Annotated in this window: 15 protein-coding genes; all 15 read left to right on the top strand. The window is 71.4% G+C overall.

Going from position 1 to position 12,755, the window contains the following annotated elements:
* Positions 1-203 precede the first annotated feature (203 nt).
* The 15 genes from ACQEVM_RS10290 (at position 204) to ACQEVM_RS10220 (ending at position 12,682) form a co-directional block, all read left to right on the top strand.
* Positions 204-1,496 carry a GAF domain-containing protein gene (locus ACQEVM_RS10290; RefSeq protein ID WP_433079917.1) on the top strand — a complete coding sequence of 431 codons (1,293 nt, stop codon included), beginning with the start codon at positions 204-206 and terminating at the stop codon, positions 1,494-1,496.
* Between the two features lie 5 nt (positions 1,497-1,501).
* Positions 1,502-2,065 (top strand): GNAT family N-acetyltransferase, encoded by a 564-nt coding sequence (locus ACQEVM_RS10285; RefSeq protein ID WP_433077156.1) that lies wholly within the window; start codon positions 1,502-1,504, stop codon positions 2,063-2,065.
* A 151-nt stretch (positions 2,066-2,216) separates the two neighbouring features.
* Entirely contained in the window at positions 2,217-2,300 is an 84-nt protein-coding gene (locus ACQEVM_RS10280; RefSeq protein ID WP_323178918.1) for a putative leader peptide, read from the top strand.
* Between the two features lie 228 nt (positions 2,301-2,528).
* Complete coding sequence (locus ACQEVM_RS10275; RefSeq protein ID WP_433077154.1) at positions 2,529-4,241, top strand: nitrite/sulfite reductase; 1,713 nt, start codon at positions 2,529-2,531, stop codon at positions 4,239-4,241.
* Positions 4,238-4,417 (top strand): hypothetical protein, encoded by a 180-nt coding sequence (locus ACQEVM_RS10270; RefSeq protein ID WP_433077152.1) that lies wholly within the window; start codon positions 4,238-4,240, stop codon positions 4,415-4,417. The genes ACQEVM_RS10275 and ACQEVM_RS10270 overlap by 4 nt, the downstream gene beginning before the upstream one ends.
* Positions 4,414-5,115: a phosphoadenylyl-sulfate reductase gene (locus ACQEVM_RS10265; RefSeq protein ID WP_433077150.1), complete on the top strand. Its 702-nt coding sequence runs from the start codon at positions 4,414-4,416 to the stop codon at positions 5,113-5,115. Before ACQEVM_RS10270 ends, ACQEVM_RS10265 begins: the two co-directional genes overlap by 4 nt.
* A gap of 44 nt (positions 5,116-5,159) precedes the next feature.
* Entirely contained in the window at positions 5,160-5,705 is a 546-nt protein-coding gene (gene cysC, locus ACQEVM_RS10260; RefSeq protein WP_053684816.1) for an adenylyl-sulfate kinase, read from the top strand.
* Complete coding sequence (gene cysD, locus ACQEVM_RS10255) at positions 5,702-6,640, top strand: sulfate adenylyltransferase subunit CysD (protein ID WP_433077147.1); 939 nt, start codon at positions 5,702-5,704, stop codon at positions 6,638-6,640. The genes cysC and cysD overlap by 4 nt, the downstream gene beginning before the upstream one ends.
* A gap of 2 nt (positions 6,641-6,642) precedes the next feature.
* The gene (locus ACQEVM_RS10250) at positions 6,643-7,983 is read left to right on the top strand and encodes a sulfate adenylyltransferase subunit 1 (protein ID WP_433077145.1); all 1,341 of its coding nucleotides are present in this window, start codon (positions 6,643-6,645) and stop codon (positions 7,981-7,983) included.
* A 208-nt stretch (positions 7,984-8,191) separates the two neighbouring features.
* Positions 8,192-9,322, top strand: coding sequence for an aliphatic sulfonate ABC transporter substrate-binding protein (locus tag ACQEVM_RS10245; RefSeq protein WP_433077143.1), 1,131 nt, complete (start codon positions 8,192-8,194; stop codon positions 9,320-9,322).
* Between the two features lie 37 nt (positions 9,323-9,359).
* A complete protein-coding gene (locus tag ACQEVM_RS10240; RefSeq protein WP_433077141.1) occupies positions 9,360-10,151 on the top strand; it encodes an ABC transporter ATP-binding protein in 792 nt (263 codons plus the stop codon).
* Positions 10,138-11,037 (top strand): ABC transporter permease, encoded by a 900-nt coding sequence (locus ACQEVM_RS10235; protein WP_433077139.1) that lies wholly within the window; start codon positions 10,138-10,140, stop codon positions 11,035-11,037. The genes ACQEVM_RS10240 and ACQEVM_RS10235 overlap by 14 nt, the downstream gene beginning before the upstream one ends.
* Before the next feature lie 5 nt (positions 11,038-11,042).
* A complete protein-coding gene (locus ACQEVM_RS10230; protein WP_433077137.1) occupies positions 11,043-11,804 on the top strand; it encodes a sirohydrochlorin chelatase in 762 nt (253 codons plus the stop codon).
* 251 nt (positions 11,805-12,055) lie between these two features.
* Positions 12,056-12,223 (top strand): hypothetical protein, encoded by a 168-nt coding sequence (locus ACQEVM_RS10225; protein WP_433077135.1) that lies wholly within the window; start codon positions 12,056-12,058, stop codon positions 12,221-12,223.
* Between the two features lie 180 nt (positions 12,224-12,403).
* Positions 12,404-12,682 carry a hypothetical protein gene (locus tag ACQEVM_RS10220; protein ID WP_433077133.1) on the top strand — a complete coding sequence of 93 codons (279 nt, stop codon included), beginning with the start codon at positions 12,404-12,406 and terminating at the stop codon, positions 12,680-12,682.
* Positions 12,683-12,755 lie beyond the last annotated feature (73 nt).

Below are 12,755 nucleotides of genomic sequence, written 5' to 3'. Positions count from 1 at the left end.
CGACCGGGGATTGGCGAGAGTTGCATACCGTTGCAACCCTGCACCCCAGTCGTCCCATCGAGTCGGGGACCGCCCGCCGCGCGCCACGGGGAGTTCGGCGGCGCGGACCGCCGGGCGGCTTCCCTCGCACGTCCGTTCCGCACGGGGAGGTTCCGGTGACCCACACCGCAGGCAGCGCGGTCGACGCGGCACGCGTCTCGGCCATGGACGCGCGGCAGGCCGCGCGTCTGCTCAAGGGGGTACGGGCGGCCGCGCTGGCCGGCGACCGTCCCCCGGCCGCCCCCCGGCCCGAGATCGCCGAGTCCTGGCGCCGGATGCTGGCCTGCGGGGTGCACCCGGACCGGGACGCGCGCTCGCGGCTGCTGTCGGCCGCCGAGACCGAGGAACGACGCCAGGTCTCGCCCCTGCGGGAGGTCCTGCCGGTGCTCCGCGAGGGCCTGCTGCCCGCCCTGGACGAGTCCCTGCACATCATGGTCGTCGCCGACGCGGACGGGCGGCTGCTGTGGCGGGAGGGCCACGCCTCGATCCTGCGCAAGGCGGACCGGCTGGGCTTCGCGGTGGGCGCCGACTGGACGGAGGCCGTGGTCGGCACGAACGGGGTCGGCACGACCCTGGTGGCCCGCAGGCCGATCCAGGTGTTCTCGGCGGAACACTTCGTCTCCACCCATCACGACTGGACCTGCGCCGGGGCTCCCGTGTGCGACCCCCGCGACGGGCGGCTGCTGGGCGTGGTCGACGTCAGCGGGCCGCTGGCCACGATGCACCCGGCCACGCTGACGTGGGTCGGCGCGGTGGCCCGGCTGGCCGAGCGGGAGCTGCGGGTCCGCCACCTGGAGTCCCTGGAGCGGCTGCGGGCGGTGGCGGCCCCGCTGCTGGCCCGCCTGACGGACCGGGCGGTGGCCGTCGACCCCCACGGCTGGACGGCGGCCGTGACGGGACTGGCGCCCGCCGACCGGATCCCGCTGCCCAAGGGGCTCGGCCCGGGGCACGTGTGGCTGCCGCAGCTCGGCGACTGCGTGGCGGAGCCGCTGCCCGGCGGCTGGCTGCTGCGGATCACCGCGTCCGGTCCCGCGTCGACGGCCGCGAGCCGGGTGGTCCTCGACCTGAGCCGGGCCGGGTCCTGGACGGTGACGGTGTACGGGGCCGCGGGCAGCTGGTCTCAGGAGCTGAGCCCGCGCCACGCGGAGCTGCTGTTCCTGCTGGCCGAGTCCCCGAGGGGCCGCTCGGCGGCGGAGCTGTCCGCCGAACTGTTCGGGGACCCGACCCGTACGGTCACCGTCCGCGCGGAGCTGTCCCGGGTGCGGCGCCGGCTCGCGGGGGTCCTGACCCACCGCCCGTACCGTTTCGCGCAGGACGTGGAGGTGGAACTGATCCGCCCGGAGCGCCCCGGGGAGCTGCTGCCGCACTCCACGGCGCCGGCGGTGATCAGGGCCCGCCTGGACGACGCGGGGTCCTGGGGGTCGCCCCGGAGCCTGTCGGGCGATGTGATTCCCTGACGTCCATGAGCACCATCACACTCACCACCTGGTCCCTGGAAATGACCTCGCCCGAGGAACTGGTCGCCGCGGCCGTCCCCGGCCCCGAGATCACCGTCTCGCGGGCGGAGGTGCCGTCCCCCGAGTTCAGCCGGTTCCTCTACGCCTCGGTGGGCGGGGACATCCACTGGACGGACCGGCTCGCGCTGACCCGCGCGCAGTGGGTGGAGCAGTTGGGCCGGCCGGGCGTGGAGACGTGGGTCGCGTACGACCGGGGCACCCCGGCGGGGTACTGCGAGCTCGACCCCCAGGACGACGGTGTCGTGGAGATCATGTACTTCGGGCTGCTGCCGGACTTCCGCGGCCGGCGCATCGGCGGTCACCTGCTGTCGGTGGGCGTGGCCGCCGCCTGGTCCCTGGCCGACCGCTGGCCGGGCCGTGAGGGGACCCGGCGGGTCTGGGTCCACACGTGCAGCCAGGACGGGCCGACGGCCATGGCCAACTACGAGCGGCGCGGCTTCAAGGTCTTCCGGACGGAGACGGAGCCCAAGGAGGAGACCGCGACCCCCGGCCCCTGGCCGGGCGCCTGACCGTCCCCCGGGATCACCCCGGTCCCACCCGGCCCCCGGTGGTGGCCGGACCGGGGTGATCCGGATCACGCCATCCCATGATTCGAGACGAGTTCGTCCGCATGATGGACAGTAGTGGACTCCTCCAATCGGCCCGTGCCACGCTTCCGCCATGGATGCAGCTGGAATTGCCTTGGTGAGTCGGCGGCACGTCGACCTCGGCCGCATGTCCAGCGCCATCTGTCCGGCGCGCTGACGGAACCAGCCACCGCCGCACGTCGACGCCGTCCCCGCCGCCGCGGACCCGTCGACGCTCCGTAGCACCGCCCGCCCCCTGAAGGCCGAACACCGCTCCGACCACCGGCAATCCCGGTGAGGAGCGGCACTGTGCCGCACCCGCTCATCGGCGGGCGCACCGTCGGGGCGCACCTACCTGCCGCGCCCCCTGCCCCTGCCCCGAGCCGCCCGAGAAGGACGTACCGCCATGGCCGCCACCCCCGAAACGCCCGCAGCCGCAGCCCCCGCGGCCGCAGCCGCGCGCCGCAAGACCGGCCGTCACCGCGGCGAGGGTCAGTGGGCCGTCGGACACCACACTCCCCTCAACGGCAACGAGCAGTTCAAGAAGGACGACGACGGTCTCAACGTGCGGACACGCATTGAGACGATCTACTCCAAGGCGGGCTTCGACTCGATCGACCCCAACGACCTGCGCGGCCGCATGCGCTGGTGGGGCCTCTACACCCAGCGCAAGCCCGGGATCGACGGCGGCAAGACCGCGATCCTGGAGCCGGAGGAGCTGGACGACAAGTACTTCATGCTGCGCGTCCGCATCGACGGCGGCCGGCTGACCACCGAGCAGCTGCGCGTCATCGGCGAGATCTCCGAGGAGTTCGCCCGCGGCACCGCCGACCTCACGGACCGGCAGAACGTGCAGTACCACTGGATCCGGATCGAGGACGTCCCGGAGATCTGGCGCCGCCTGGAGGCCGTCGGCCTCTCGACCACCGAGGCCTGCGGTGACACGCCCCGCGTGATCCTCGGTTCTCCCGTCGCCGGCATCGCCCGGGACGAGATCATCGACGGCAGCCCCGCGATCGACGAGATCTACCGCCGGATCGTCGGCAACCCGGACTTCTCCAACCTGCCCCGCAAGTTCAAGTCCGCGGTCTCCGGCTCGCCGCTGCTCGACGTGGCGCACGAGATCAACGACATCGCCTTCGTCGGCGTGAACCACCCCGAGCACGGCCCCGGTTTCGACGTGTGGGTCGGCGGCGGCCTCTCCACCAACCCCAAGCTGGGCGTGCGCCTGGGCACCTGGGTCTCGCTCGACGAGGTCCCGGACGTCTACGAGGGCGTCATCTCGATCTTCCGCGACTACGGCTACCGCCGGCTGCGCAACCGCGCGCGCCTGAAGTTCCTCGTCGCCGACTGGGGCCCGGCCAGGTTCCGCCAGGTCCTGGAGGACGAGTACCTGGGGCGCAAGCTGACGGACGGTCCCGCGCCCGAGCAGCCCTCGGGCGAGTGGCGCGACCACGTCGGCGTGCACGAGCAGCAGGACGGCCGCTTCTACGTCGGCTTCGCGCCCCGCGTGGGACGCGTGGACGGGGCCACCCTGACCAAGATCGCGGACGTGGCCCGGCAGCACGGCTCCGACCGGCTGCGCACCACCGCCGAGCAGAAGATGATCGTCCTCGACATCGAGGCCGACCAGGTCGACTCGGTCGTGGCCGCCCTGGAGGCGCTGGACCTGCGGGTCAAGCCCTCGCCGTTCCGCCGCGGCACCATGGCCTGCACCGGCATCGAGTTCTGCAAGCTGGCCATCGTCGAGACCAAGGCGCGCGGCGCCTCGCTGATCGACGAACTGGAGCGGCGCCTGCCGGACTTCGCCGAACCGCTGACCATCAACATCAACGGCTGCCCGAACGCCTGCGCCCGCATCCAGGTCGCGGACATCGGTCTCAAGGGCCAACTGGTCCTGGACGACGACGGCAACCAGGTGGAGGGCTACCAGGTCCACCTCGGCGGCGCGCTCGGCCTGGAGGCCGGCTTCGGCCGCAAGGTCCGCGGTCTGAAGGTCACCTCGGCCGGTCTGCCGGACTACGTCGAGCGGGTCGTCACGCGCTTCCAGGAGCAGCGCGAGGAGGGCGAGCGCTTCGCCGCCTGGGTGACCCGAGCGAGCGACGAGGCCCTGTCGTGAGCGAGCGAGCCGCCCCCTTCTACTGCCCGTACTGCGGCGACGAGGACCTGTTCCCCAACGAGACGGGTCACGGCGCCTGGGAATGCAGGGCCTGTAACCGAGCCTTCCAGCTGAAGTACCTCGGGCTGCTGTCCCGAGGTGTTCAGCCCAACTCCGTTGGAGGCGAAGAGACATGACGACCACTCAGGAGACGCGCGATCTCAAGGCGCTGGCCGAGCAGGCGGGCCGCGACCTGGAGGACGCCTCCGCGCTGGAGATCCTGCGCTGGGCGACCGAGACCTTCGGCGAGAGGTTCGCGGTGACCTCCTCCATGGAGGACGCCGTCGTGGCCCACCTCGCCTCCCGGGTCTCCCCCGGCCTGGACGTGGTCTTCCTCGACACGGGCTACCACTTCGAGGAGACCATCGGCACCCGGGACGCGGTCGAGGCCGTGATGGACGTCAACGTCATCACCCTCACCCCGCGGCGGACGGTCGCCGAGCAGGACGCCGAGCACGGCCCCCGGCTGCACGACCGGGACCCCGACCTGTGCTGCGCGCTGCGCAAGGTCAAGCCCCTCGAAGAGGGCCTGGTCGCGTACGAGGCCTGGGCGACGGGCCTGCGCCGCGACGAGTCCCCGACCCGGGCGAACACCCCGGTCGTCGGCTGGGACGAGAAGCGCCGCAAGGTGAAGGTCTCCCCGATCGCCCGCTGGACCCAGGACGACGTGGACGCGTACGTCACCGAACACGGCGTGCTCACCAACCCGCTGCTGACGGACGGCTACGCCTCCGTCGGCTGCGCCCCCTGCACCCGTCGGGTGGTCGAGGGCGAGGACGCGAGGGCCGGCCGGTGGGCCGGGCGCGCCAAGACCGAGTGCGGGCTGCACGGCTGATGACCGACCGCCAAGCGAACGAAGAACCGACGGAGACGAGAACGATGAGCGTGAGCGACCAGGGCGCCACCGTGTGGCTGACCGGGCTGCCGAGCGCGGGCAAGACCACGATCGCGTACGCGCTGGCCGAGCGGCTGCGCGCCGACGGCCACCGGGTGGAGGTGCTCGACGGTGACGAGATCCGCGAGTTCCTCTCCGCCGGCCTCGGCTTCGGCCGCGAGGACCGGCACACCAACGTGCAGCGCATCGGGTTCGTCGCCGAACTCCTCGCGAGCAACGGCGTCAAGGCGCTCGTGCCGGTGATCGCGCCGTTCGCGGACAGCCGGGAGGCCGTCCGCAAGCGGCACGCCGCCGAGGGCACCACGTACCTGGAGGTCCATGTGGCCACCCCGGTCGAGGTCTGCTCCGAGCGCGACGTGAAGGGCCTGTACGCCAAGCAGGCGGCGGGCGAGATATCCGGTCTGACCGGCGTCGACGACCCGTACGAGGCGCCGGAGTCCCCGGACCTCCGCATCGAGTCGCACACGCAGTCCGTGCACGAGTCGGCCTCGGCCCTGCACGCACTGCTCACCGAGAGGGGTCTGGCATGACGGCCACCGTCGCACACGTCCACGAAGGGACGGACGCGCCCTACGCGCTGTCGCACCTCGACGCCCTCGAATCGGAGGCCGTGCACATCTTCCGCGAGGTGGCGGGCGAGTTCGAGAAGCCGGTGGTGCTGTTCTCCGGCGGCAAGGACTCCATCGTCATGCTGCACCTGGCGCTGAAGGCCTTCGCCCCGGCGCCGGTCCCCTTCACGCTGCTGCACGTGGACACCGGCCACAACTTCCCCGAGGTCCTCGCGTACCGCGACCGGGCCGTGGAGAAGCACAACCTGCGGCTGCACGTGGCCTCCGTCCAGGAGTACATCGACGCGGGCAAGCTCCGCGAGCGCCCGGACGGCGTCCGCAACCCGCTGCAGACCGTCCCCCTCACGGAGGCGATCCAGCGGCTGAGGTTCGACGCGGTCTTCGGCGGCGGTCGCCGTGACGAGGAGAAGGCCCGCGCCAAGGAGCGGGTGTTCTCCCTGCGCGACGAGTTCTCTCAGTGGGACCCGCGCCGCCAGCGCCCCGAACTGTGGCAGCTCTACAACGGCCGCCACGCCCCCGGCGAGCACGTGCGCGTCTTCCCGCTCTCCAACTGGACCGAGCTGGACGTGTGGCAGTACATCGCCCGCGAGGGCATCGAGCTCCCGGAGATCTACTTCGCCCACGAGCGCGAGGTGTTCCGTCGCAACGGCATGTGGTTGACGGCCGGCGAATGGGGCGGTCCGAAGCAGGACGAGTCCACCGAGACGCGTCTCATCCGCTACCGCACCGTCGGTGACATGTCCTGCACGGGCGCCGTCGACTCGGACGCCACCACGCTGGACGCCGTGATCACCGAGATCGCCGCCTCCCGTCTCACCGAGCGGGGCGCGACCCGCGCCGACGACAAGATGTCCGAGGCCGCGATGGAAGACCGCAAGCGCGAAGGGTACTTCTAGACATGACCTCCACCACCGAGCAGTTCGCCGATGTCTCGGCGACCACGCTGCTGCGCTTCGCGACCGCCGGTTCCGTCGACGACGGCAAGTCCACCCTGGTCGGGCGGCTGTTGCACGACTCCAAGTCGATCCTGACCGACCAGTTGGAGGCCGTCGAGGCCGTGTCCGCCCAGCGCGGCCAGGACACCCCCGACCTCGCGCTGCTGACCGACGGCCTGCGGGCCGAGCGGGAGCAGGGCATCACGATCGACGTGGCGTACCGCTACTTCGCGACGTCCCGGCGCCGGTTCATCCTCGCGGACACCCCCGGGCACGTGCAGTACACCCGCAACATGGTCACCGGTGCCTCCACCGCCGACCTCGCGGTCGTCCTGGTCGACGCCCGCAACGGCGTGATCGAGCAGACCCGGCGGCACGCGGCCGTCGCGGCCCTGCTGCGGGTCCCGCACGTGGTCCTGGCCGTCAACAAGATGGACCTGGTGGGCTACGAGGAGAAGGCCTTCGCGAAGATCGCCGAGGAGTTCACCGCGTACGCCTCCGACCTGGGCGTCCTGGAGATCACCGCCATTCCGATCTCGGCGCTGGCCGGCGACAACGTGGTGGAGCCCTCCGCGAACATGGACTGGTACGGCGGCCCGACGGTGCTGGAGCACCTGGAGACGGTTCCGGTCAGCCACGACCTGACCGCCTGCCCGGCCCGCTTCCCCGTGCAGTACGTGATCCGCCCCCAGTCGGCGGAGCACCCCGACTACCGCGGCTACGCGGGTCAGATCGCCTCCGGCGTGCTCCGCGTCGGCGAGGCCGTCACGGTCCTGCCGTCGGGTCGCACCTCGGTGATCGAGGGGATCGACGCGCTCGGCGAGAGCGTGGACATCGCCTGGGCGCCGCAGTCGGTGACCCTGCGGCTGCGGGACGACATCGACATCTCGCGCGGCGATCTGATCGCGCCGTCCGCGAGCGCGCCGGCCACGACCCGGGACGTCGAGGCGACGGTCTGCCACGTGGCCGACCAGCCGCTGGCCGTGGGCGCCCGGGTGCTGCTCAAGCACACGACGCGCACGGTGAAGGCGATCGTCAAGGAGATCCCCTCGCGGCTCACCCTGGACGACCTGTCCCAGCACCCGAACCCGGGGCAGCTCGTCGCGAACGACATCGGCCGGGTGGTCGTGCGCACGGCCGAGCCGCTGGCGCTCGACGCGTACGCGGCCTCGCGCCGTACCGGGTCCTTCCTCCTGATCGACCCGGCCGACGGGACCACCCTGGCCGCGGGCATGGCGGGCGAGTCCTTCGCCTCCCAGGCCCACACCACCGTGCAGGCGGATGAGGAAGGGTGGGACTTCTGACCGTGCTCGACATCTACGCGACCTTCGCGAAGGAGGGCGGCCGCGTCGGCAGCGGCTCCCTCGGCAGCGGCCAGGGAGGCGTGGCGCGATGTGCGTGATGACGTACGCGCACCGCTCGCGCGCCCTCGCCCCCCACGCGTCGTACCCGCCCCCGCTCCGTAGACGAAGACGTGCGTCGTGAATCGACGCCACGAGAGGAAGCTCTCCCGTGCCTGCCACCGGTACCGCCCGTAAGACCCTGCGCCGCGGCGTTGTCGCCGCCGCCGCCCTGCCGCTGCTGATCGGCGCGCTCGCCTCTTGCGGTTACGGCTCGGATGCCGAGAAGGACAAGTCCGCCGACAAGCCCGCACCCGCCGGCGCCGAGGGCAAGAAGCTCTCCGCCCCCGAGGTCCGCATCGGCTACTTCCCCAACCTCACCCACGCCACCGCCCTGGTCGGCATCCAGGAAGGCCTCATCGCCAAGGAACTGGGCGCCACCACCATCAAGCCCCAGACCTTCAACGCCGGCCCCTCCGAAATCGAAGCCCTCAACGGCGGCTCCCTCGACATCGGCTTCATCGGCCCCTCCCCCTCCATCAACGGCTACGTCAAATCCAAGAGCACCAACCTGCGCATCATCTCCGGCTCCGCCTCCGGCGGCGTCAAGCTCGTCGTCAACCCCGACAAGATCAAAACCCTCGACGACATCAAGGGCAAGAAGATCGCCACCCCCCAAAAGGGCAACACCCAGGACGTCGCCTTCCTCAACTGGATCGCCACCAAGGGCTGGAACGTCGACCCCGAATCCGGCAAGGGCGACGTCTCCGTCGTCCGCACCGACAACAAGGTCACCCCCGACGCCTACAAACAAGGCTCCATCGACGGCGCCTGGGTCCCCGAACCCACCGCCTCCAAACTCGTCTCCGAAGGCGCCAAGGTCCTCCTCGACGAAACCGAACTCTGGCCCGACAAGAAGTTCGTCATCACCAACGTCATCGTGTCCCAGAAGTTCCTCAAGAAGCACCCCGACGTCGTCGAAGCCGTCCTGACCGGCACCGTCAAGACCAACGACTGGATCAACGCCAACCCCGACAAGGCCAAGGCCTCCGCCAACGCCGCCCTCAAGACCCTCGGCGGCAAAGCCCTCGACCCCAAGGTCATCGACCCCGCCTGGCCGAGCATCCTCGTCACCGACGACCCCCTCGCAAGCACCCTCAAGACCGAATCCGACTGGGCCGTCAAGGCCAACCTCATCCAGGAACCCGACCTCACCGGCATCTACGACCTGAAACTCCTCAACAAGGTCCTCAAGACCGCCGGCAAGCCCGAGGTCTCCGACGCCGGCCTCGGCGCCAAGTAACCCCCGGTCAGCAGAGAATCCCCAGGAGGTGACGACCATGGCCACCACACTTGCCAAGGCTGCCGAGGACACCGCGGCCGAGCACGGGCACGCCGCCCGCATCGAACACGTTTCGAAGTCCTTCCCCGGCCGGGCCGGATCGCAGCTCGTCCTGGACGACATCAGTCTCGATGTCGCTCCAGGGGAGTTCGTCACCATCCTGGGGGCCTCGGGGTGTGGCAAGTCCACCCTGCTCAACCTCGTCGCCGGTCTCGACAAGCCCAGCGTGGGCACCATCGAGACCTCCGGCCGCCCGGCCCTGATGTTCCAGGAGCATGCGCTCTTCCCGTGGTTGACGGCGGGCAAGAACATCGAACTCGCCCTGCGTCTGCGCGGGGTGGCGAAGGCGGAGCGCCGCCCGGAGGCCGAGCGGCTGCTGGAACTGGTGCGGCTCGGCGGCGCGTACGGCAAGCGCGTCCACGAACTGTCGGGTGGCATGCGCCAGCGCGTGGCGCTCGCCCGGGCCCTGGCGCAGGACAGTGAACTCCTTCTGATGGACGAGCCGTTCGCGGCCCTCGATGCCATCACCCGGGACGTCCTGCACGGCGAACTCACCCGCATCTGGGAGGAGACCAACGTCTCCGTCCTGTTCGTCACGCACAACGTGCGCGAGGCCGTCCGTCTTGCCCAGCGCGTGGTCCTGCTCTCCTCGCGTCCCGGACGGATCGCGAAGGAATGGACCGTGGACATCCCGCAGCCGCGTCGCATCGAGGACGCGGACGTCGCGGAGCTGTCCGTCGAGATCACTGAACACCTGCGTGGGGAGATCCGCCGCCATGGCCAGCACTGACACGAAGCTCAAGGGCGCGGCCAAGGGCACTGACGATCTGGCGGGCCTGGAGGCCGGCCTGGACGCCCTCGACGCGGTCCAGACCCACCGCACCCCGATCGGTGAGGTCCTCGTCAAGAAGGTCCTGCCGCCGGTCATCGCCGTCGGTCTGGTCCTCGTCGTCTGGCAGGTCCTCGTCGCGACGAAGATCACCGACGAGACGAAGCTCCCGTCCCTGTCCGCGGTGTGGGACAGCCTGTCCGCCATGTGGCTCCAGGGCACGCTGCTGGAGGTCGTCTGGACCAGCGTCTCCCGCGGTCTGCTCGGCTTCCTGCTGGCCCTGGCCATCGGCACCCCGCTCGGCCTGCTCGTCGCCCGGGTGAAGTTCGTCCGCGCCGCGATAGGCCCGATCCTCCAGGGCCTCCAGTCCCTGCCGTCGGTGGCCTGGGTGCCCCCGGCCGTCCTCTGGTTCGGCCTCAACGACGCCATGATGTACACCGTGATCCTGCTCGGCGCGGTCCCCTCCATCGCCAACGGACTGGTGTCCGGCATCGATCAGGTCCCGCCGCTGTACCTGCGGGCCGGCCGCACCCTCGGAGCCACCGGCCTGCGCGGGGCCCGGCACATCGTCATGCCGGCCGCACTGCCCGGCTACCTGGCCGGCCTCAAGCAGGGCTGGGCCTTCTCCTGGCGCTCTCTGATGGCCGCCGAGATCATCGCCAGCTCGCCCGACCTGGGCCTCGGGCTCGGCCAACTGTTGGAGAACGGCCGCAACAACATCGACCTGCCGGGCGTGTTCCTCGCGATCATCCTGATCCTGGTCGTCGGCATCGCGATCGACCTGCTGATCTTCAGCCCCGTCGAGCGGTACGTGCTGCGCAGTCGCGGCCTGCTGGTCAAGAGCTGAGTCCCGTGCACGCCGCCCCCGCCCTCCTCGTCATCGCCCACGGCAGCCGTGATCCGCGGCACGCGGCGACCGTGCACGCCCTCACCCGGTGTGCGCGGGCGCTGCGGCCCGGACTGCGGGTGGAGACGGCGTACCTGGACTTCAACGCCCCCCGGGTGGACCAGGTGCTGTCCTCCCTGTACGCGTCCGGCGTCCGGGACGTGGTGGCCCTCCCGCTGCTGCTGACCCGCGCCTTCCACGCCAAGACCGACATCCCGGCCGTGTTGTCGGAGGCCTGCGTGCGCCTCCCGGGCCTCGCGGTCCGGGTCGCGGACGTACTCGGGCCGTCGCCCCTGCTGACGGCGGCCCTGGAGCGCCGGCTCCTCGAAGCCGGCCTCACCCCGGCGGATCGCGCCGGCACCGGTGTGGTGCTCGCGTCCGCCGGTTCCTCGGACCCGGAGGCGAGCGCGGTGATCGCTGCAATCGCGCGGGAGTGGCGGCACACCGGTTGGTGCGCCGTGCGACCCGCGTTCGCCTCCGCGGCACTGCCCCGTACGGAGGACGCCGTACGGGCGCTGCGCGCCGAGGGCGTGCGGCGGGTGGCCGTCGCCCCGTACGTCATCGCCCCCGGCCGGCTCCCGGACCGGATCGCGGCGGGCGCCGAGGCCGCGGGCGCGGACGTGCTCGCCGACGTCCTGGGCGCGGCCCCCGAGTTGGCCCGGCTGCTGCTGCGCCGCTACGACGCGGCCGCCCTGGCCCCCGCCCGCCTCTCGGCGCTGTCGGCCTAGGCCCTGTCGTCGAAGTCTCGCCCGGCCCGCGGCGCCACTTCGACGCCACGACCCAGCGCTGCTCCGCGGAAGTTCGCGGAGGGGTGTGCAGGCTGCTGTGAGTGGGGTGCCCTCGTAGGTCCAGCGGTCGGGTCCGGCTGTTTCGTCGTGCTGGAGCACGCGGGTATCCGGCTTGTCGATCAAATCGTCGCGGCCGTGGAAGTCGCCCACCGGTCTCGGTGTACGTGCGCGTACTCACACGACCTGCGCTCGTGGCCGCCCTGCCGGTCGACGCCGCGGCGGGCAGGCTCGCCCGCCTGGACGGCGCCCGCCACCCCGCCTCCGCGATCCGGGCCGCGACGCCCTTCGCCACGGTCCTCACCCCGGCCGTGACCCTGGTCGCGACCGTGACCGCGGCCTTCGCCGCGCTGCTGCGCTGAGGAGGTCTCCGCGTTCGAGGCCGGCGCCACCGGCTAAGTTCGCGGTTTTCCACGATGCCTGAGCATGACGGCGCCGTGACAGTCTGGCGCCACGCCGAGCCCCACCGCATGGCTGCGTCGGCAGCCGACTCATATCGGGGGAACGGCTGTTGGCGTCAGTGATACAGAAGGGACGTTGTCATGCGCAGGACACTTCGTACAGCTTCGTTGTGCGCCGTGCTCGCCGCCGCAGTTCTCGCCGGCGGGGGCGCCCAGGCGTACGCCGCCCAGGAACAGGCATCGGTGGCGCCCGCCGCCCCCACGGCGGCCTCGGCGTCCGGAATCTGGATATGGACCGGTGAATTCGCCTCGCACCTGGAGGCGGAAACCAACTACTGGGTGCTGTACGGCCTCGGTGCGGCCACCAAGATGCTGATCGAGTACAGCGGCCACAGCACGTGGGTCCTCTACGTCCAGTGACGCGCACGGCGCCGGTACGGCCTGTGGCACCCGTGTGTGAACCAGGCGAACAGGGCCCGCTCCCGTTCGCCGC

Source organism: Streptomyces sp. CA-243310 (assembly GCF_050936775.1).
Taxonomy (GTDB): Bacteria; Actinomycetota; Actinomycetes; order Streptomycetales; family Streptomycetaceae; genus Streptomyces.
Note: the sequence above shows the minus strand (reverse complement) of the source record. Positions and strands in the feature narration are given on the sequence as shown.